Annotated in this window: 20 protein-coding genes; 12 read left to right on the top strand and 8 right to left on the bottom strand. The window is 62.2% G+C overall.

What is annotated here, in order from left to right:
- Positions 1-40: 40 nt before the first annotated feature.
- From I2H36_RS01780 to I2H36_RS01770, 3 genes are all read left to right on the top strand, one after another.
- Positions 41-289, top strand: coding sequence for a CBU_0592 family membrane protein (locus I2H36_RS01780; protein ID WP_196262170.1), 249 nt, complete (start codon positions 41-43; stop codon positions 287-289).
- Positions 290-304: 15 nt separating this feature from the next.
- Entirely contained in the window at positions 305-1348 is a 1044-nt protein-coding gene (locus I2H36_RS01775; RefSeq protein WP_210330888.1) for a DMT family transporter, read from the top strand.
- Between the two features lie 119 nt (positions 1349-1467).
- Positions 1468-2085, top strand: coding sequence for a helix-turn-helix domain-containing protein (locus I2H36_RS01770; RefSeq protein WP_196262168.1), 618 nt, complete (start codon positions 1468-1470; stop codon positions 2083-2085).
- 25 nt (positions 2086-2110) lie between these two features.
- Here the strand turns inward: I2H36_RS01770 and I2H36_RS01765 are convergent, their stop codons facing one another.
- From I2H36_RS01765 to uraH, 6 genes are all read right to left on the bottom strand, one after another.
- On the bottom strand, positions 2111-3043 hold the full coding sequence (locus I2H36_RS01765) for a c-type cytochrome (protein WP_196262167.1): 933 nt from the start codon (positions 3041-3043) through the stop codon (positions 2111-2113).
- A gap of 194 nt (positions 3044-3237) precedes the next feature.
- Positions 3238-3675 carry a c-type cytochrome gene (locus I2H36_RS01760; RefSeq protein ID WP_196262166.1) on the bottom strand — a complete coding sequence of 146 codons (438 nt, stop codon included), beginning with the start codon at positions 3673-3675 and terminating at the stop codon, positions 3238-3240.
- Positions 3676-3812: 137 nt separating this feature from the next.
- The gene (locus I2H36_RS01755) at positions 3813-4130 is read right to left on the bottom strand and encodes a rhodanese-like domain-containing protein (RefSeq protein WP_196262165.1); all 318 of its coding nucleotides are present in this window, start codon (positions 4128-4130) and stop codon (positions 3813-3815) included.
- A gap of 66 nt (positions 4131-4196) precedes the next feature.
- Entirely contained in the window at positions 4197-4643 is a 447-nt protein-coding gene (lysM, locus tag I2H36_RS01750; protein ID WP_196262164.1) for a peptidoglycan-binding protein LysM, read from the bottom strand.
- A 78-nt stretch (positions 4644-4721) separates the two neighbouring features.
- Entirely contained in the window at positions 4722-6161 is a 1440-nt protein-coding gene (gene puuE / locus I2H36_RS01745) for an allantoinase PuuE (protein WP_196262163.1), read from the bottom strand.
- Positions 6162-6163: 2 nt separating this feature from the next.
- On the bottom strand, positions 6164-6517 hold the full coding sequence (gene uraH / locus I2H36_RS01740; RefSeq protein ID WP_196262162.1) for a hydroxyisourate hydrolase: 354 nt from the start codon (positions 6515-6517) through the stop codon (positions 6164-6166).
- A 204-nt stretch (positions 6518-6721) separates the two neighbouring features.
- Between uraH and I2H36_RS01735 the strand changes: the two genes are divergently transcribed.
- The 7 genes from I2H36_RS01735 (at position 6722) to ligD (ending at position 15586) form a co-directional block, all read left to right on the top strand.
- Positions 6722-7948 (top strand): urate hydroxylase PuuD, encoded by a 1227-nt coding sequence (locus tag I2H36_RS01735; RefSeq protein ID WP_196262161.1) that lies wholly within the window; start codon positions 6722-6724, stop codon positions 7946-7948.
- 43 nt (positions 7949-7991) lie between these two features.
- Positions 7992-8426, top strand: coding sequence for a heme-binding protein (locus tag I2H36_RS01730; RefSeq protein ID WP_196262160.1), 435 nt, complete (start codon positions 7992-7994; stop codon positions 8424-8426).
- A gap of 169 nt (positions 8427-8595) precedes the next feature.
- Positions 8596-10182, top strand: coding sequence for a peptide ABC transporter substrate-binding protein (locus I2H36_RS01725; protein WP_196262159.1), 1587 nt, complete (start codon positions 8596-8598; stop codon positions 10180-10182).
- 83 nt (positions 10183-10265) lie between these two features.
- The gene (locus tag I2H36_RS01720) at positions 10266-11186 is read left to right on the top strand and encodes an ABC transporter permease subunit (protein ID WP_196262158.1); all 921 of its coding nucleotides are present in this window, start codon (positions 10266-10268) and stop codon (positions 11184-11186) included.
- A gap of 8 nt (positions 11187-11194) precedes the next feature.
- Entirely contained in the window at positions 11195-12340 is a 1146-nt protein-coding gene (locus I2H36_RS01715; protein ID WP_196262157.1) for an ABC transporter permease subunit, read from the top strand.
- A gap of 1 nt (position 12341) precedes the next feature.
- Entirely contained in the window at positions 12342-13976 is a 1635-nt protein-coding gene (locus I2H36_RS01710) for an ABC transporter ATP-binding protein (RefSeq protein ID WP_196262156.1), read from the top strand.
- Between the two features lie 41 nt (positions 13977-14017).
- Positions 14018-15586, top strand: a complete 1569-nt coding sequence (ligD, locus tag I2H36_RS01705) for a non-homologous end-joining DNA ligase (RefSeq protein ID WP_196262155.1) — start codon at positions 14018-14020, stop codon at positions 15584-15586.
- Positions 15587-15589: 3 nt separating this feature from the next.
- Here the strand turns inward: ligD and I2H36_RS01700 are convergent, their stop codons facing one another.
- Complete coding sequence (locus I2H36_RS01700; RefSeq protein WP_196262154.1) at positions 15590-16225, bottom strand: glutathione S-transferase family protein; 636 nt, start codon at positions 16223-16225, stop codon at positions 15590-15592.
- A gap of 136 nt (positions 16226-16361) precedes the next feature.
- Between I2H36_RS01700 and I2H36_RS01695 the strand changes: the two genes are divergently transcribed.
- Complete coding sequence (locus tag I2H36_RS01695) at positions 16362-17186, top strand: polyphosphate kinase 2 family protein (protein WP_196262153.1); 825 nt, start codon at positions 16362-16364, stop codon at positions 17184-17186.
- Positions 17187-17195: 9 nt separating this feature from the next.
- On the opposite strand, the gene I2H36_RS01690 is transcribed toward I2H36_RS01695, so the two are convergent.
- The gene (locus I2H36_RS01690) at positions 17196-18248 is read right to left on the bottom strand and encodes a YdcF family protein (RefSeq protein WP_196262152.1); all 1053 of its coding nucleotides are present in this window, start codon (positions 18246-18248) and stop codon (positions 17196-17198) included.
- 139 nt (positions 18249-18387) lie between these two features.
- Between I2H36_RS01690 and I2H36_RS01685 the strand changes: the two genes are divergently transcribed.
- A complete protein-coding gene (locus I2H36_RS01685; protein ID WP_196262151.1) occupies positions 18388-19224 on the top strand; it encodes a universal stress protein in 837 nt (278 codons plus the stop codon).
- Positions 19225-19242 lie beyond the last annotated feature (18 nt).

Below are 19242 nucleotides of genomic sequence, written 5' to 3'. Positions count from 1 at the left end.
TGCCCTAGAGGCTCCGGCGCGGATCAGACGGAGACCATGGATGAGCGTGCCCGACATCATAGGACTGGCCGGAGTTGTGGCCTATTTGTCGGCCTATGGCCTGTTGCAACTGGGAATTCTGAAGGCGGAGGATCTGCGCTATGCAGTCCTTAATGCGCTCGGGGCCCTCCTGATCCTCTATTCGCTGATCTTCGATTTCAATCTGGCGTCCTTCGTGACCCAAGCCGCGTGGCTGGTTCTGACCCCTCTCGGCTACATACGCTCGCGCATGAAAGGCCGGACTGTCTGAGGCGGAAGCGGGTCCATGCACCCTGCGCAGGGGCTAATCGCCCCGAATGAGGCTTCACGGATCCGCCTTACCGTGGTTGTCTGCATCCCCTCCCCCAAGCGACCCACCCGTGATGATGCGCCTCCTGTGAAACCTCTCCTAGGCATATCCCTCAAAGTCTTGTCTGCCCTGGTCTTCACGATGATGTCGGCAACGCTCAAGACGATGATGGTCCGCTATCCGATCGGAGAAGTCGTCTTCTTCCGGTCGGCCTTTGCGTTGCTGCCGCTTCTGGTATGGCTCAAATGGCAGGGAGACCTCATCAACGCGGTGAGGACGACGAATGTTGTCGGGCATTTCAAGCGCGGCTTCATCGGCACGAGTGGCATGTATCTCGGCTTTGCGGCCCTGTCCTACCTGCCGCTCCATGATGCCATCGCCATCGGCTATGCATCGCCGCTGATCGTCGTGATCCTGGCAGCCCTTCTCCTCAACGAGAAGGTTAGGGCCTATCGCTGGACAGCGGTCGGCATAGGGCTCGTGGGCGTTCTGATCATGCTTTCGCCCTATCTGAAACTCGAAACCTTCTCCGGCGGTCTGGCTGCCGGGCCGACCCTCGGCGCCCTCTGTGCCTTCGCCGGCGCCTTCTGCTCCGCGGGCGCGATGATCCAGGTGCGGCGCCTGACGGCCACCGAGAAGACCGGCGCCATCGTGTTCTATTTCTTCATCCTGGCGTCAGCGCTTTCCCTCTGCACCATCGTGTTCGGCTGGCGGATGCCTGATGCCCAGGACTGGGCCCTGTTTGTGGTCGCCGGGATCCTGGGCGGGATTGGGCAGATCCTGCTTACCCAGAGCTACCGTTTCGCCGACACGTCCGTCATCGCCCCCTTCGAGTACACCACCATGATCTGGGCGCTTCTGTTCGGCTGGTTTGTGTTCGGGGATCTGCCTACCGCAACCGTGCTCACCGGCGCTACGATCGTGGCGGCGACCGGCCTGTTCATCGTCTGGCGCGAGCACCAGCTCGGGTTGCTGCGCACCAAGGAATTCCAGGCCGCACCTCAGCGGCCCAGCGTGTGAAAAGGCTGCGAAGGGGAAAACACAAAGACCGCAGCGGCACCGGCGCTTGACCCGCCCTGCCGATTACCCCACAACCGTTTTGAGGAACGAGCGTACGGTTTTTCAGAACAGAGGCAGCGATGGGCGTCGAGGGCAAAGAACGGAACCGGGAGCTGGAAACAGGCGCACAGGTTCTGTCCGGCAACATGGGCAAGACAATCCAGCGCCTGCGCAAGGCCTATAACCTCTCCCTGTCGGAGCTTGCCGAGCAGTCCGGGGTTGCCAAGTCCATCATCAGCCAGATCGAACGCAACGAGACCAACCCGACGCTGGCCACCATCTGGCGGCTGAGCCAGGCTCTCGACGTCTCCATCGAGGGGGTTCTCGCATCCGGGGACGAAGAGCCGTTCATCGAGAAGTCGTCCAAGGCCGACACGCCGATCCTCGTATCCGAAGACGGCAAGATGCGGCTTGCCATCATCGGCTGGATCAAGACCATCGAGTGGCTGCAATGGTACGACGTGCAGTCGGAGGCCGGCGGCGTTCTCGACTCCGACAGCCACCAGCGCGGCTCGGTGGAATGCCTGTCGGTTCTCGAGGGCGAGTTCGAGGTCGAGGTCGGCGGCGTCGTCCAGCAGGCGAAGGCCGGCGAAAGCCTGCGATACCGCTGCGACCGACCCCATTCCGTGCGCTGCATCGGCGACAGGCCTGGCCGCGCCACGATGGTCTGCATCCTCAAAGCAGCCGTGATGGATTGAGGCCTGTCCTCAACCTTTCCGAAATTTACTCAGGTTTCTTGAAGCCCTGCTTCGGTGCCAGGGATAAAAGGTATTCCGCCATGGCCTGACGGTCCGCATCCGGCAGTTGGGCCGTGTTAGCGACGACGGCACCCATGGGTCCGCCGACCGTGTCGAAGTTGGGCGTTTCCCCCGTCTTCAACAGAGTGGTGAGGTCAGTTGCGGTCCAACCGCCGATCCCCGACGGGTGCGGCGTGATGTTGGGAACAATGCCTCTGCCCTCCGGGTCGGGACCGCCGGCAAAGCGGCGCTCCTCGATGATGGCGCCGGCAACATTGCGCTCGCTGTGGCACTCGGCGCAGTGGCCGGGTCCGTTCACCAGATAGGCGCCCCGATTCAGGCTGGCCGATTTCGACGCATCCAGCGTGAAGACCTTTCCGTCGAGAAAGGCCAGCTTCCAAAGCCCCACGCCCCGGCGGATGTTGAAGGGGAACGGCAGTTCGTGATCGGGAGCGCGTCCTTCCACGGCGGGCAGCGTCTGCATGAAGGCGAAGAGGTCGGAGAGATCCCCTGGGCTCATGCGCTGATAGGACGTGTAGGGAAAGGCCGGATAGTAGTGGCGCCCATCCGGGGATAGGCCCTCGCGCATGGCGCGGATGAAGTCGGCCGTGGTCCAGGAGCCGATGCCATCCTGCTTGTGGGATGAGATGTTCGGGACGTGGAAGGTGCCGAACGGGGATTTCAGGGCATAGCCGCCGCCGAGGCGCAGCTTGTCGGGATTGTTGGGCACCGCATGGCAGGAGGTGCAGCCTCCGGCGAAGAACAGCACGCGGCCATTCTCGGCATTGGGGGTCCGGCTGGTATCAGGAGTGGATGCCTCGGCGCGGATGAGTCGATAGGCCGATGGCGATGTGAGGGCCAGAAAACCGATCACGCCGAGAATGATCAGGGCGACCAGCCCGATGAGCGCCTTACGCATCGCCTCTTCTCCCAAATGAAATAGGCGGCCTAGAGCATCGTGCGGACCCAGCGGGCCGCGCTAGCGAAAAGTGGACCCGGTTTTCCGGTCACACGATGCTCTCATCCAAGAAGAAAGCATCGGATGGATCCCAAAAGTGCAAGTCCACTTTTGGGTCCGATGCTTTAGGCCGCCCATGACTCAGCAAGGTTCGATCAGGAGGTCTTCTTGCGGAACTCGTTATGGCAGGCGCCGCAGTTCTGGAGCACCTTCGGCATCTCGGTCTTGAAGGAGGCCTCGTCCTTGATACCGGCCATCGCAGTTTGAGCGTCCTGGCTCATCTTGTTGCCAAGCGACTCGAACTTAGCCTTGTTCTCCCAGATCGTCGGCAGGGCCTCGGTCTTGGGCGCATCCTTCGTGTTTTCAGGGAAAAGGGTGACAAACTTCTTGGGGTTCTCAGCGAACACCTTCAAGCCGGCCTGGACCTTGGCGAGGTCGAAGGGTTCCTGGCCCCGCATCATGGCGCCGACGGGCCGCGTCTGCGCACCCATTTCCTTCATCAGAGCCTGACGCTGCTCGACCACATTGCTCTGGGCAATGGCGGCAGTCACTCCGATCGCCAGAAGGCTGGCGACAAACATCGTACGCTTCATCTATGTGTTTCCCTCGTGGGCGCGATAGACGGTTTTCCTACGAACCGCCCTCGGCGGGGCGACATTAGCGCACAACTCCACAAGCTTGAGCACTCTACTTTAGAACACATCTATGTGATCGCCCAAGGTACGGCGCCTTACTCAACAGACTCCCCCGCTGCAGCCCATTCCTTGAACCCGCCCTTGTAGTGTTCACGGATATTACGACCCGCCGCCTGAGCGAACTCGATGGCCCGGACGGACCGGACTCCTGCCGCGCAGGAAAAGACGATTCGCTTGCCCTCGGGCAGGCTCGAGGGATCGAAGACCGAAAGCGGGTGCGAGACGGAGCCCGGAATATGCCCGGCCGCGAACTCATGCGGCTCGCGGACGTCGACTAGCAGAAAGGAGCCCTCGCGCAGCCCCTGCTTGATGGCCTCATGATCGAGATCAATAACCTGCGGCGCTTCCGTCATGAATAATCCTCCCTGTCATAGCTGTCTCATAGCGGCATGACAGGGAAGGGTGCAATCCGGCAGCGATCAGGAAAGCGGCGGGATCCGCAGGACCCAGCCCGGCTGGATCATGTCGGGATCCTTGACCGGCGGCGAGTTGGCTTTGACGATCTCCGTGTACTTTGCGCCTTTGCCCTTGCCGTAATGCTTCTCGGCGATCTCCCAGAGGGTGTCACCCTTCTGGACCGTGTACATGGTAGACTCGGCTGAAGGCTGCTGAACCTGAAGACCCGAGGTATCGACTTCCGCGACCCCGTAGGTGTTGCCGAGGGAGAGGATGATCTTCTCGGCCTCCTCCTGGGTCATGGCCTGACCCGACAGCTTCACCTTGTCGCCTTCGACCTGGATGCCGAGCTTGCTCGCATCGAAGCCGTGCCCCTGGACCTCCTGCTGCAGCTTCTCCGGCGTGGCAGCGGCTGCACTTCCGCCGAAGATCTTGGCCCCGGCCTCCTTAATGAACTTGAACAGACCCATGCCGTCCTCCTCTCATGATGCCCGACCTTGCATAGCCAAGCTGAGACGAAGACGCGCGGGGCTTCGAACGGTTCCGCTTTAGCCGAGACTCGAGAACACGTCCGCCAGGGAGGGCAGCCTGTCTTTGAGCCGCAGGAGCGCGATCAGATCGACCTGGACAATGGCCTTGGCGAATTCCTCCTCCGGATCGTGTTCAAGCCGCTCCTCGAACGCCGTCAGGATCTCGTCCTTGGAGCGCCCCTTGACCGCCATGATGAACGGGAAGCCGAATTTTTCCTTGTAGAGATCGTTGAGAGCGAGGAAGCGGTCGCGCTCCTCCTCCGTCAGGCTGGTCAGCCCTGCAGAGGATTGCTCGTTGCGGGAATCGTCTGTCAGGTCGGCGAGCTTGAGGCGCCCGGCGAGATCCGGATGGGCGTTGATCAATGCCAGCTTCTGCCCGTGGCTTGCGCCCGAGAGCACATGCACCATGGCGGCATGAAGCCCCTCGGCCGTATCCTGCCCGGTCGTGAGCCCCGCATCGAAGGCGCGCTCCGCGATCCAGGGTGAATGCTCGAAAATATCGCCGAAGGCCTCCACGAAGAGCGCGCGGTTCATGGTACTGGGCTTGAGGCTCGCCGGGCGATGATTTCGGATCCAGTGGCGTGCGATATCGATGCGCCGCGCTACCCAGACCTCGTCATGAGAAGCCAAATAATCCAGGAAACGCGCCAGTGCGGCGGCCCGCCCGGGACGGCCGACGAGGCGGCAATGGAGGCCGACCGACAGCATCTTAGGCGCGGTCTGGCCCTCCGCATAGAGCGTGTCGAACGAATCCTTCAGATAGGCAAAGAACTGGTCGCCCGCATTGAAGCCCTGCGGGGTGGCGAAGCGCATGTCGTTGGCGTCCAACGTATAGGGCACGATGAGCTGCTGCCGGTTCCCGTGCTGCTCCCAATAGGGCAGCTCGTCGGCATAGGAATCGGCGCTGTAGAGGAAGCCGCCCTCCTCCGCCACGAGACGGTTGGTGTGCTCCGAGGTCCGGCCCGTGTACCAGCCGAGCGGCCGTTCGCCCGTGACTTCGGTGTGGATGCGGATCGCCTCCTTCATATGCGCCCGCTCCTCCTCCGAAGAGAAGTCCCGGTAGTCGATCCACTTGAGCCCGTGGCTCGCAATCTCCCACCCGGCCTCCTTCATGGCAGCGACCGCATCCGGGTTGCGCATGAGGGCTGTGGCGACGCCATAGACCGTGACCGGCATGCTGCGTTCGGTGAACATCCGCCACAGGCGCCAGAAGCCGGCGCGGGAGCCGTATTCGTAGATCGACTCCATGCTCATGTGGCGCTGGCCGGGCCAGGCCTGGGCCCCGACGATCTCCGACAGGAAAGCCTCGGAGGCCCGGTCGCCATGAAGAATGTTGTTCTCGCCGCCCTCCTCGTAGTTGATCACGAACTGCACGCAGATGCGGGCGCCGTTCGGCCAGCGTGGATGCGGCGGGTTGCGGCCATAGCCGACGAGGTCGCGCGGATAGGAGGTCGGCATGGTCAGCTTCCTCGATAGGTGGAATAGCTCCAGGGGGAGGCGAGGAGCGGAACGTGGTAATGCCCATCGGGCTCGGCGATGGTGAAGCGGATCGGCACGACATCCAGGAACGGCGGATCGGCCATGGCCGTGCCGAGCGCCTTGAAATAGGCCCCAACCTCGAAGACGAGCTCATACGTTCCGATACGGAATGCTTCACCGGTCATCAGCGGCGCATCCGTGCGCCCGTCCGCATTGGTGACGGTGCGCAGGATAGAGCGACGCTGTTCGCCCTCGATGGCGAACAGTTCGATGGTGACGCCGCGCGCGGGCTTGCCGTTGGCGGTATCCAGAACGTGGGTGGACAGGCGCCCCATGAAACCTCGCGGATGGGAGAAAGGGCAGAACGAGCCTGGAATTCTTTCGGGCCCGCGCGCTTCACGTCAAGCGATCCCTCGACGTTGTCGCGGAAAGGCAGGCTTTCACGGACAGGGTTCCTGTTGAAAAAGCTGCAGGCACGGCCTATCGCAAACCCCATTGCCGCCCTAGGCTAAGCATTCCTTCAATCACCAAGTGACTGCATGCTCGACCCGCAAATCTCTGAATGGATCAGCCAGATCATCCGCTGGGTCCACGTGATCACGGCCATCGCCTGGATCGGCTCGTCCTTTTACTTCATCCATCTCGATCTCAGCCTGAAGAAGCGCGAGGGCTTGGCCGAGGGCGTCGGCGGCGAGGCCTGGCAGGTCCATGGCGGCGGGTTCTACAACATGCGCAAATATCTCGTTGCGCCGCCCGAGCTGCCCAAGGAGCTGACCTGGTTCAAGTGGGAAAGCTATTCCACATGGATCAGCGGCTTCTTCCTCCTCGTCTGGGTCTATTATCTCCACGCCGATCTCTACACCATCGATCCAACTGTCCGCGCCCTCGAGCTCTGGCAGGCGCCTGCCATCGGCATCGGCGGCCTTGCCCTGAGCTGGCTCGTCTATGAAGGCCTGTGCCGCTCGCCGCTCGGCCGGAACGGCCTGCTGCTGGGTGTCGTGCTCTTCGCCTACATCCTCGTGGCAGCCTACGCCTTCACTCAGGTGTTCAACGGCCGCGCCGCCTTCCTGCACACGGGTGCGATGATCGCCACCTGGATGTCGGCAAGCGTGTTCTTCGTCATCATTCCGAACCAGAAAAAGGTGGTGGCCACCCTCCTGGCCGGGCAAACGCCCGACCCGAAGCTCGGCAAGGAGGCAAAGCTCCGGTCAACCCACAACAACTACCTGACGCTGCCGGTCATCTTCCTGATGCTGTCGAACCACTACCCGCTGGCATGGTCGTCCGCCTATTCGGTCGGCATCGTGGGGCTGATCGTGATTGCAGGCGCAGTGATCCGGCACTTCTTCAACTCGCAGCATGCCGGCAAGGGCTCGCCCTGGTGGACTTGGGCCCTGGCGGCGCTCTGCATTTTGGCAGCGATTTGGCTCTCGATCATCGGCAAGCCGGGTAACGCCAACTTGGCTCAGGCTCCATCAGCCGCGACGTCCGAGATTGTGACAGCCTCCTTCGACGAGGCCGTGCTCGCGATCCAGTCCCGCTGCTCCATGTGCCATGCGGTGGAACCGGTCTGGGACGGTATCACGATTGCCCCGAAGGGGGTGCGCCTCGATACGCCCGAGGAGATCGAGCGACATCGGGAGATGATCCGGGTTCAGAGCGTGCTCACCCATGCCATGCCGCCTAACAACATCACCGAGATGACCCTCGACGAGCGCAGGGCTGTGGCAACCTGGCTGGCGGCACAGGACACGGCCACCCGCTGAATTCCGCATCGTGCGGCCAGTAACCCCAAAATGGAGAACCCGAGTGACCGAACTCACCTTGGAAGCGGCTCAAACGATCGTCGCCACAGTCCTCAAGACCGCCCGGGAGAAATCCTTCAAGCCTCTCGCGGTGGTGGTCTATGACGCTCGTGGCGCCCTCAAGGCCCTCCTCTCGGAGGACGGCACCAGCATCAAGCGGGCCGAGATCGCCATGGGCAAGGCCTATGGCGCCCTGGCGCTCGGAGTCGGCTCGCGGGCACTGCACAAGATGGCGACCGACCGCCCCTACTTCATCGCCTCGGCCACCCACGCGGTTGGCGGACAACTCGTGCCTGTTCCCGGCGGTGTTCTGATCAAGGACGGCCAGGGCCGGATCCTGGGATCGGTGGGCGTTTCGGGCGATACGTCCGACAACGACGAAATCGCCGCTGCAGCCGGTATCGAGGCGGTCGGGATGGTTTTCGACACCGGCGCCTGAGCTGTCTCCACAGGCTCAACCCTTTGTTATCCCAGGAATTCCTTAATTTTTTGGATAGTACTGGACATAAACAGTTGATTGATCAACAAATAGGACAAGGTTGCTGCCTTACCGGCTTTGACCGAAACCTTCAAAAAACCCTGAGATAATCAGAAAGGGAACGCGTCCAATGTCATCATGGTTGAAACGTACCGCTCTGGCAGCTGCCGCAACGGTAGCCTTCTCGAGCTTCGCAGTCGCTCAAATTGTCTACAACCGCGGCAACACCGGAGAGCCGGAGACGCTCGATACCCACAAGACATCAACCGTTCAGGAATCTCACATCCTGCGCGACCTCCTCGAAGGTCTTGTGGCCTATAACGCCAAGGCCGAAGCCGTTCCGGGTCAGGCTGAGAAGTGGGAAGTCGCGGACGACGGCAAGACCTATCGCTTTACGTTGCGAAATGGCCTGAAATGGTCGAACGGCGATCCGATTACGGCTGAAGACTTCGTCTATTCCTATCGCCGCATCATGGACCCGGCGACGGGCGCGAAATACGCCAACATCCTCTACCCGATCAAGAACGCCGAGAAGATCAACAAGGGCCAAGCCAAGGTTGAGGAACTGGGCGTGAAGGCCGTCGACGCGAAGACGGTCGAGATCTCCCTTGAGTCGCCGACCCCTTACTTCATCGAGTTGCTCACCCACCAAACCAGCCTGCCGGTGCACAAGGCCTCCGTCGAGAAGTTCGGCAAGGATTTCGTGAAGCCGGGCAACATGGTGTCGAACGGCGCCTACAAGCTCGCCGAGTTCGCTCCGAATTCACACATCAAGCTCGTGAAGAACGAGAATTACTGGGACGCCAAAAACGTCAAAATCGATACGGTCAACTTCATCCCCCATTCTGACCTCGCCGCCGGCGTGCGCCGCTATGAAGCCGGTGAACTCGACAGCATGGATGAGCTTCCGGCCGACCAGATCAAGTCGCTCAAAGACCGCTTCAAGGAGCAGGTTAGGCTCGGTCCGTATCTCGGCACCTGGTATTTCGTCGTGAACTCCTCCAAGCCTCCCTTCAACGACGTGAAGGTGCGTCAGGCCCTCTCCATGCTGACCGACCGAGAGTTCGTCGCCGAGCAGATCTGGGGCCAGACCATGCAGCCGGGCTACTCATTCATGCCTCCGGGCGTGGGCAACTACGGCACACCGGCATACATGGACTACAAGGACATGTCGCCGATCGACCGTGAGGAGAAGGCCAAGGCGCTTCTCAAAGAAGCAGGCTTCGGCCCCGGCAAGCCGCTGAAGGTCGAGATCCGCTACAACACCACCGACAACAACCGTAACTCGGTGATCGCTATCGCCGAGCAGTGGAAGCAGGCCGGCGTCGAGACCTCGTTCATCAACACGGATGGCAAGACCCACTTCGCTCACCTGCGTGATGGCGGCGATTTCGACGTGGCTCGCTATGGCTGGATTGCCGACGTCAATGATCCAAGCAACTTCCTGTTCCTGCTGAAGAGCGACAACAAGGGCTTCAACTACGGCAAGTACAACAACCCGCAGTTCGACAAGCTTCTTGAGCAGGCGGCAACCGAACTCGACCTGAAGAAACGTGCCGATATCATGAAGCAGGCCGAGACAATCGCCATGAAGGACATGCCCTGGATCCCGATCATGTACTACGGCAAGAGCAACCTGATCTCGCCGAAGCTCCAGGGCTTCGTACAGAATACACGCGGTGTCTATCCGTCGCGGTTCATGTCGAAGACGCAGTAAAAATAAATTTGATAAGGGGCGGTCTGTTCTCCAGACCGCCCTATTCTTTTACTGTTATGCTGTAGCAGCAGGAGGAGCTCGTCATGCTCTCCTTTATCCTTCGCCGTTCCTTGTCGGCTATCCCTACCCTCTTCATCATCATCACGATCTCCTTCTTCCTAATCCGACTCGCCCCTGGTGGGCCGTTCGATCTGGAAAGGCCCCTCGAGGCCAAGGTGATGGAGAACCTGAACCGAATCTATCAGCTCGATAAGTCACTCATCCAGCAGTACCTGCTTTATTTGGGTGCCGTCGTGCGGGGCGATTTCGGCCCCTCATTCATCCTCCGTGACTTCTCGGTTGCCGAGCTCTTCGCTCAGGGACTGCCTGTTTCCATGACGCTGGGGGCTTTGGCGCTGTCCTTTGCCATCATCGTCGGCGGCACTCTCGGCTCCATTGCGGCTTTGCGCCAGAACAGCACCATTGATTATATGGTGACCGGCGTGGGCGCCCTTGGCCTGACTATCCCGAACTTCGTGGTCGCCCCGATCTTTCAGATCGTCTTCGGCTTGGCGCTGGCTTGGCTGCCCGTGGCCGGGTGGGCCAACGGGAATCTACGCAACCTCATTCTCCCGGTGCTCGTCCTGGCGCTGCCGCAGATTGCGGTCGTCGCCCGCATGACCCGCGCCGCCATGATCGAAAACCTGCGCTCGAACCATATCCGTACCCTGCGATCGCTGGGCTTGCCCACCAGGGTCGTTGTCACCCACGCCTTGCGGGGCGCGGCCCTGCCGGTGGTCTCCTATCTCGGACCCGCGGCCGCCGCCCTGCTTACCGGATCGGTGGTGGTAGAAACCATCTTCGGTCTGCCGGGTATCGGACGCTACTTCGTCGAAGGCGCGCTCAATCGCGACTACACGCTCGTCATGGGCACGGTCGTGGTGGTCGCCGTCTTCGTTCTGCTCTTCAACCTCGTGGTCGATATCCTCTACGCCCTTATCGATCCGCGCATTCGCTACGAGTGAGGTCCGCCATGGCTGAAGGCGCCGTTCTTCCTGTCGAAACCACGACGGGACCTGTCACCACCGGACGCTCCCTCTGGGCCGAGGCCCGCGGGCGTCTCGTCCGCAACCGGGCGGCTTTCACCAGCATCATCGTGCTGAGCTTCATCGCACTGGCCTGCATCTTCGGACCGTTCCTGACGGGCCACCCTTTCGACCGGGTCTATCCGGATTACGTGAAGGTGCCCGCGAGCCTGGAGGCCTATCCCAAGGCCGATCAGATCGAGCCGAATATCGAGCGCATCGGCGCCCGCGTTCGCGCGAAAGCTGAAAGCATCACCATCGACAACGACGTCGCTCGCATGACGCTCGTGAGCTCCAGCACCCGGCCGATCGACGAGCGGCTTCTCGCCTATTTCGAGCGCTCGGATCTGTTCGGCCCCGCCAAGGTGGTCGAGAAACAGCAGGACGGTCAGCGGCTCGTCGTCGATGTGCCTTTGAAGCGTCAATACTTCCTCTTCGGCACCGACACCAACGGACGCGATCTTCTGACCCGCACCATGAGAGCCGGACAGGTCTCGCTCGCCATCGGCCTGCTCGCCACCTTCGTGGCGATCCTCATCGGCGTGATCTATGGAGCGACATCCGGCTATCTCGGCGGACGCGTCGATCTGGTGATGATGCGCATCGTCGATATCCTCTATTCGCTGCCCTTCATCTTCTTCGTGATCATGTTGGTCGTGTTCTTCGGCCGCAATTTCGTGCTGATGTTCATAGCGGTCGGCGCAGTCGAGTGGCTCGACATGGCCCGCATCGTTCGCGGCCAGACGCTCTCCATCAAGCGTCAGGAATACGTCCAGGCGGCCGAGGCCTTGGGTGTCGAAACCAAGGGCATCATCCGCCGCCACGTGATCCCCAACACTCTGGGACCCGTCGTGGTCTACATGACGCTTCTGGTGCCTAAGGTGATCCTTCTGGAGAGTTTCCTCTCCTTCCTCGGCCTCGGTGTTCAGGAGCCCAATACAAGCCTCGGCGTTCTGATCTCCGAGGGCGCCAAGAACATCCAGGGTGCCACCTGGATGCTGATCTATCCCTCCGTCACGCTTGTCGCGATCCTGTTCTGCCTGAACTTCATCGGCGACGGCCTGCGCGATGCTCTCGATCCGAAGGACCGCTGACATGGCCGAACCCGTTCTCTCGGTCCGAAACCTGAACGTCCGCTTCCGCACCGGCGACGGCATTCTCCATGCGGTGAAGGGCATCGACCTCGACATCAACCCGGGCGAGACCGTCGCCATCGTGGGCGAGTCCGGCTCAGGCAAGAGCCAGACCATGATGGCGGTCATGGGCCTTCTCGCCTCGAATGGCTGGGCTGAGGGCTCGGTCAAGTATCGCGGCGAGGAACTGGTGGGCCTTTCCCCCGGCAGGCTCAATCATTACCGCGGCTCCAAGCTCACCATGATCTTCCAGGAGCCGATGACGTCGCTCGATCCGCTCTACCGGATCGGGGATCAGCTGGCCCTCCCGCTCACCACCCATGGCGGCATGAGCAAGGCCGACGCGCGCAAGCGCGCCATCGAGCTCCTCGAACTCGTCCGCATCCCGGATCCGGCTCGCCGCATCGATTCCTACCCGCACGAGATGTCCGGCGGCCAGCGCCAGCGCGTAATGATCGCCATGGCACTCGCCAACAACCCGGACGTGCTGATCGCCGACGAGCCGACCACGGCTCTCGACGTGACGGTGCAGGCCCGCATCCTCGAGCTGCTGGCCGATCTGCAGAAGCGGCTCGGCATGTCCATCGTGTTCATCACGCACGATCTCGGCGTCGTGCGGCGCTTTGCCGACCGCACATATGTGATGAAGCGTGGCGAAGTCGTCGAGAGCGGCGGCACCGCCGACATCTTTGCGGCCCCGAAGCATCCCTATACCCAGATGCTCATCGACGCCGAACCGACCGGACGCAAGGAACCTGTTGCGACGAATGCTCCGATGATCATGGACGCGCAGAACATCTCGGTTCAGTTCACCCTGGAGAAGAGCTTCTTCGGCAAGTCCACCCATGTGCTGCGAGCCGTCGACGATGTGAGCCTCAGGGTTCGCGCCGGCGAGACCGTGGGCGTGGTGGGTGAATCAGGCTCCGGCAAGTCGACGCTGGGCCGCGCCATCCTGCGCCTGCAGCCGGCCTCCGGGATGGTCCGCTTCGAAGACCGCAACCTCATGCCCCTTGACCGCCGTGGCATGCAGCCCCTGAGGCGGCACCTGCAGCTCGTGTTCCAGGATCCCTTCGGCTCCCTCTCCCCGCGCATGACGGCAGGCGAGATCGTGACCGAGGGCCTTCTGGTCCATGAGCCGAGCATCTCCCGCAAGGAGCGCGACCGGCGCGCCTCACAGGCTTTCGAGGAGGTGCAGCTTGATCCAGCGTGGCGCAACCGCTTCCCGCACGAATTCTCGGGCGGCCAGCGTCAGCGCATTGCCATTGCCCGCGCCATCATCCTGCATCCCAAGCTCGTGGTCCTCGACGAGCCGACCTCTGCGCTCGACCGCTCGGTGCAGAAAGAGATCGTCGAGCTGCTCCGCAACCTCCAGAAGGCCCACGGCCTCGCCTATGTGTTCATCAGCCACGACCTTGCCGTAGTGCGGGCACTCTCGGACGAGATCATGGTCATGAAGAGCGGCAAGGTGGTGGAGCGCGGCAATGCCGAGGAGATCTTCGACAGGCCAAGCGAGGAATACACCCGCGACCTGATCGCCGCCGCCTTCCTCACCAAGGACGACAGGAACGAAGCGGCGGTTCAGCCCCTGGCCTCTTAGGGTTGGAACCGGAGCCCATGGCGCGGATTTGACTCTGCACCATGGCAAAGCTCGCAGCCTATCGCGCCAAGCGCGACTTCACGAAAACCTCGGAGCCGGCAGGCAAGGCCTCCCGGCACCCCGGCGCCTCCTTTGTCGTACAGAAGCATGACGCTTCCCGCCTGCACTACGACTTCCGCCTTGAGCTCGACGGCGTGTTGAAGAGCTGGGCGGTGGCGAAGGGACCCAGCTTCGTCAAAGGCGAGAAGCGTCTGGCAGTCGAGGTCGAGGACCATCCGCTGCAATACGGCGACTTCGAGGGCACCATCCCCAATGGCCAATATGGCGGCGGCACAGTCCTGTTGTGGGATCGGGGGACCTGGGAGCCGGAGGGCGATCCCCACGAGGCTTACGAGAAAGGCCGCCTCACCTTCCGCCTCGACGGCGAGAAGCTCGAAGGCACGTGGCATCTCGTGCGCATGGCAAAGCGCCCGCGCGAGCGCCAGCCATCCTGGCTGCTGATCAAAGCCGACGATGCGCATGCAAGGACCGAAGACGATCCGGATATCCTCGAGGAGGCGCCGCTCTCGGTGAAGACCGGGCGTTCTCTGGACGAGATCGCCCCTGGACGCTCCGCTAAGAAGCCGTCGAAACCGAAAGCCGCCTCGAAGCGCGCATCGTCGGCAAAGCCTGCGAAGCGGGCCTCAAGCGCGAAGAAAGCAAAAGCCGGTGATATCCAAGTGGCCGGCGTGCCTCTCACCCATCCGGATCGCGTGCTGTGGGAGGATCAGGGGCTCACCAAGCAGGAGCTGGCGGAATTCTACCTCGACATCGGCGAGTGGCTCCTGCCGCATCTGGTCGACCGTCCTCTCACCCTCATCCGCTGCCCGGGAGGCGGGGAGAAGAAGTGCTTCGTCCAGCGCCATTCCTGGGCCGGCATGAGCGACCTCATCCATCGCACCACGATCCCGGACAACAGCGGCACGCAGGAGGCCCTGACGGTTACCGACATCCAGGGCGTGATCGCCCTCGTGCAATCGGGCGTCCTGGAAATGCATGTGTGGGGCGCGACCCTTGCCGATCTGGAACGTCCTGACCGCCTCATCCTCGACCTCGACCCGGGCGAGGGCGTGGACTGGCCGCGCGTGATCGAGGGTGCGCTTGCGGTTCGCGAGCGTCTGAAAGCCCTGGGACTGGCAAGCTTGGTCAAGACCACGGGCGGTAAGGGCCTGCACGTGGTCGTGCCCCTGAAGCCAAAGGCCCAATGGAAGGAGGCACTCGCCTTCTCGCGCGGGATTGCGGAGGCCATGGCGGCGGACGAGCCGGATCGCTACACCACCACGTCCGTCAAGCAGGAGCGCGAGGGCCGCATCTTCATCGACTACCTGCGCAACAACCGCGAGGCCTCGGCCGTCGCGCCCTACTCCACCCGCTCCCGCCCCGGCGCACCGGTGGCGACGCCGATTGCCTGGGAAGAGCTTTCCCCCGATCTCAAGCCCAACGGCTTCACGGTCAAAAATCTCGACAAGCGCCTCATCTCGCTCAAGAAGGATCCTTGGGCAGAGATTGGCAAGACCGATCAGGTTCTGCCGGACGCAAAACCTGCAAAACGCGTGTCGCGCAAGAAGTAGTCTTTAGAAGACCGGGGCCTTGATGCCTTCGGCCTCGAGCACCTTCTGCACGGCAGGCCGGGCGAGAACGCGCTCGGCCAGGGCATTCAGGTTCGGCAGGTTGCGCGGCGGCCTCGGCATGCCCCGGCCCCAGCGGATCAGCATGAACAGGAAGAGGTCCGCGGCCGAGAATCTATCTCCGAGAAGCCAGGGCTTGTCGCCGAGCTGTTCGGAGATCACGTCGAACATGCGCGTGAGGCGCTCATTGGCGGCCTGCTTCACAGCCGGCGCGGTAGCCTCGTCGCTCACGTGCTCGTGCGGATAGAACCAAGCCCGATATTCCGCCTGCGGCGTATTCGTCAGATGGATCATCCACTTGTAGAACTCGGCCCGTTCGCTCGTGCCGACAGCAGGCGCGAGGCCAGCCTGCGGGAACTTGTCGGCGAGGTGCAGCGCAACGGCGGCCGTCTCGAACAGCACGAGATCGCCATCCACGAGAACCGGAATGCGGCCGTTGGGATTGAGCTTGAGATACTCGGCGCTCTTCTGGACATTCTGCCCACGATCCACGAGGCGCAGCTCGAACTCGGCCCCGATCTCGCGCAGCATCATGTGCGGCAGAAGGCTGGCATTGCCAGGATAATAGTAGAGAGCGAGCATCGTGAGCCCCTGAATTGCTGTTGGCATTCTCTTGGTAGATGGGGTCGCGCGGGTCGTAAAGAGCGCTCCGTAGACAATCCCAGCCTTCCTTTCGGGCTGTTATGCCCTATCGTCCTGAAGGCAACGGGAGATGTCGATGACGGATCTGGCCAAGACCTTGATCGAGAAGCTGCGGGTCAGCCCCGGCGAAAAGGCTCGCCTTCGGGATCGCGACCCGCGCGACAAGTCCCTCTTTGGTGAAGAGCAGCAGACCAAGGTGGACACGACGACTCTCGCCAAGGAGATCGATGCGTTGCAGGATCGGCTCTATGCCGAAGGCTCGCGGGCACTCCTCGTGATCCTCCAGGGCACCGACACCTCGGGCAAGGACGGCACGATCCGCAGCGTCTTCAATGCGACGGGTCCCCTGGGCGTCTCGGTTCATGCCTTTGGCCCGCCGACGAAGCTTGAACTGGAGCATGACTATCTCTGGCGCGTGCACGCTGTCTGCCCCCGGCGCGGTACGATCGGCATCTTCAACCGCTCCCATTACGAGGATGTCTTGATCGGAAAGGTCAGGAAGTTCGCGCCCGAGGCGGCGATTGAGCAGCGCTATGAACAGATCAACGCCTTCGAGAAGATGCTGGTCGAGAATGGCACCACGATCCTCAAGTTCATGCTTCACATCTCGAAGGACGAGCAGAAGGAGCGCCTGCAGGACCGCCTCGACGATCCCACCAAGAACTGGAAGTTCAATCCTGGCGATCTGGAGGACAGGGAGCACTGGGACGATTACCAGGACGCTTACGAGACGATGCTCCATCGCTGCTCGACCAACTGGGCGCCCTGGTACGTCATCCCGGCCGACCGCAAATGGGTTCGTAACGCCGCCATCGCCAACATCGTCAAGGCGACCCTTGAGGAGATGAACCCGCAATATCCGAAAGTCTCCTGGAATCCAGGAGATTTCCACGTCGAATGAAGCGGCGGATTACTGCTGGATGCCTGGATAGGCCCAGAGCCCCGAGACGCGCATGAGGTCACGATACACGACCATGCGCTCATCCTTCGAGACTTTGGCGGCCTCTTCCACTGACGGCGCATCGAGCGCCACCACAGGGACGATCTGTGCGCTCAGGTCGTATTGCCGGAAAGCGTCCTCGAGCAGCGTGCGGGCGCGGCGCATGTGGCTGGAACTGGTCACGAGGATGACCGCGTCGGCTGTATGGCGCTTCAGGAGATTGGCGACATTGAGCACGTTGCCGACTGTGTCCTTCGACTTGTCTTCAATCAGGATGCGGTCCCGATCGATGCCCTTTTCCACCAACCACTTCATCATGACGTCGCCCTCGGTGACGCCTGCCTGAGGCTGGCCGCCGGTGACCATGATCCGGGCGGTCGGATTAGCCTGCGCGGCTTTCAGAGCGACATCGAGGCGGTCGAGGAGCGGCTTTTCGGCTGTGCCGTCCTTCGCCAGCGCATAGCCGAGGGTGACGATCATCACCCGACCCGGCAGTGTCGGCACCTCGGTGTTGGGACGCTCGGCCATGATGGCTTCGGCCCGAGCGAAGCGCTGGCGGTAAGCCTCCGCCCGCGCCCGGTCGAGACCGGCGAGAGCCTGCTCCCTCAAGGACACTTCGTCGGTATTGCCCTCGATTCGAGCCAGAGCGGCGAGCCAGGCCTGAGCGTCGAAGGATGCGGGGCTTTTGCCAAGGATGTCCTCGTAGGTGGCGCGGGCGCCCGTGAGGTTCTTCTGCAGGATCTGAGACGAGGCGACTGCAAAGCGGAAGTCCAGCCGCTCGGGCGCCAATGAGGAAGCCTCGGCGAACGCCTTCTCCACCACATCGTAGCGGCCGTGCAGGGTGATGCCCTTGAAAACCTCGGCCTCCGCCTTCTTCACGTCGCCGCCGGACCAGTAATACTGCATCCCCGTATCCACGAGGGTCTTGATCCGGCCCGTATTGCCCGGCTCGAAGGCGCTCGCTGCGAAGGATGTGGACAGGCTGAGGAACGTGGCTGCGCCAAGTATTGCGATCTTACGCATGATGGAGGCTCCCTGATTTGCCGGCGCGTTCAAGCTGGAGCCGCCGACAACCGGATGTCAAATCCGATCCCGTCCACAGGTAGGGATGAACTTTCGAATGGTCTTGCCGACGGGGCGTTAAAGCGCGACAATAATCCTTATGAAAAGCATCCTTGTCCCGATCGAAGACCACGGCGTCATTGAGCCCCAGCTGGAAGCTGCGCTGCAGCTCGCCCAGCTGTTCGACAGCTATATCGAGGGGATCGCCATCACGCCGGATTATCCGGTGGTCCTGCCGGTGGACATCGCCATCGGCGTTCCCTCCCCGATCACCCCCGAGAACCGCCTGGAAATGGCCCGCGCATGCCGCGAGCGCTTCGAGGCTTTCATGACCGCAAAGCAGATTTCCCGTGCTGCAGCCGGTCTGGCGGGTCTGAGCTCCGGCTGGCGGCAGGATGGGCTGATGGAGGATGCCTTCCTGGGAGCCTATGGCCGGGTTTTCGACATCATCGTCGTGGGACGCCCCGATGGATCGAACGGCCAGACCCGCCTGTCCACGGCGGAGGCAGCCCTCTTCGAGGCCGGACGGCCCGTCCTGATCGCTCCGCCTGTCCCGACCCGCAGCTTCGGCGAGACGGCGGTCATCGCCTGGAACCGGAGCACGGAAACGGCCCGTGCGGTGCTGGACTCGATGCCACTGCTCCGCAAGGCCAAGCGAATCGTCGTTCTCGAACTCGACGACTGGGGCGTTCCCGGCCCCTCCGGCTCGGAACTCGCCCGCCATCTTCGGATGCACGACCTGCCGGCGGAAGCCATCACGGTAGCGGACCCGTCCAACAGGCCGGGCGAAGCGATCCTGAAGGAGGCGGCCGCTCTTGGCTGCGATCTGCTGGTGAAGGGTGCCTACACCCAGAGCCGCCTGCGGCAGATGTTCTTCGGAGGGGCAACCAGCCATATCCTAGGCAACACGACCATACCCGTCCTGATGGCTCACTGACAGGATATTGCTCTGGCT

The sequence above is a fragment of the Microvirga terrestris genome (genome assembly GCF_015694425.1).
GTDB lineage: Bacteria > Pseudomonadota > Alphaproteobacteria > Rhizobiales > Beijerinckiaceae > Microvirga > Microvirga terrestris.
Note: the sequence above shows the minus strand (reverse complement) of the source record. Positions and strands in the feature narration are given on the sequence as shown.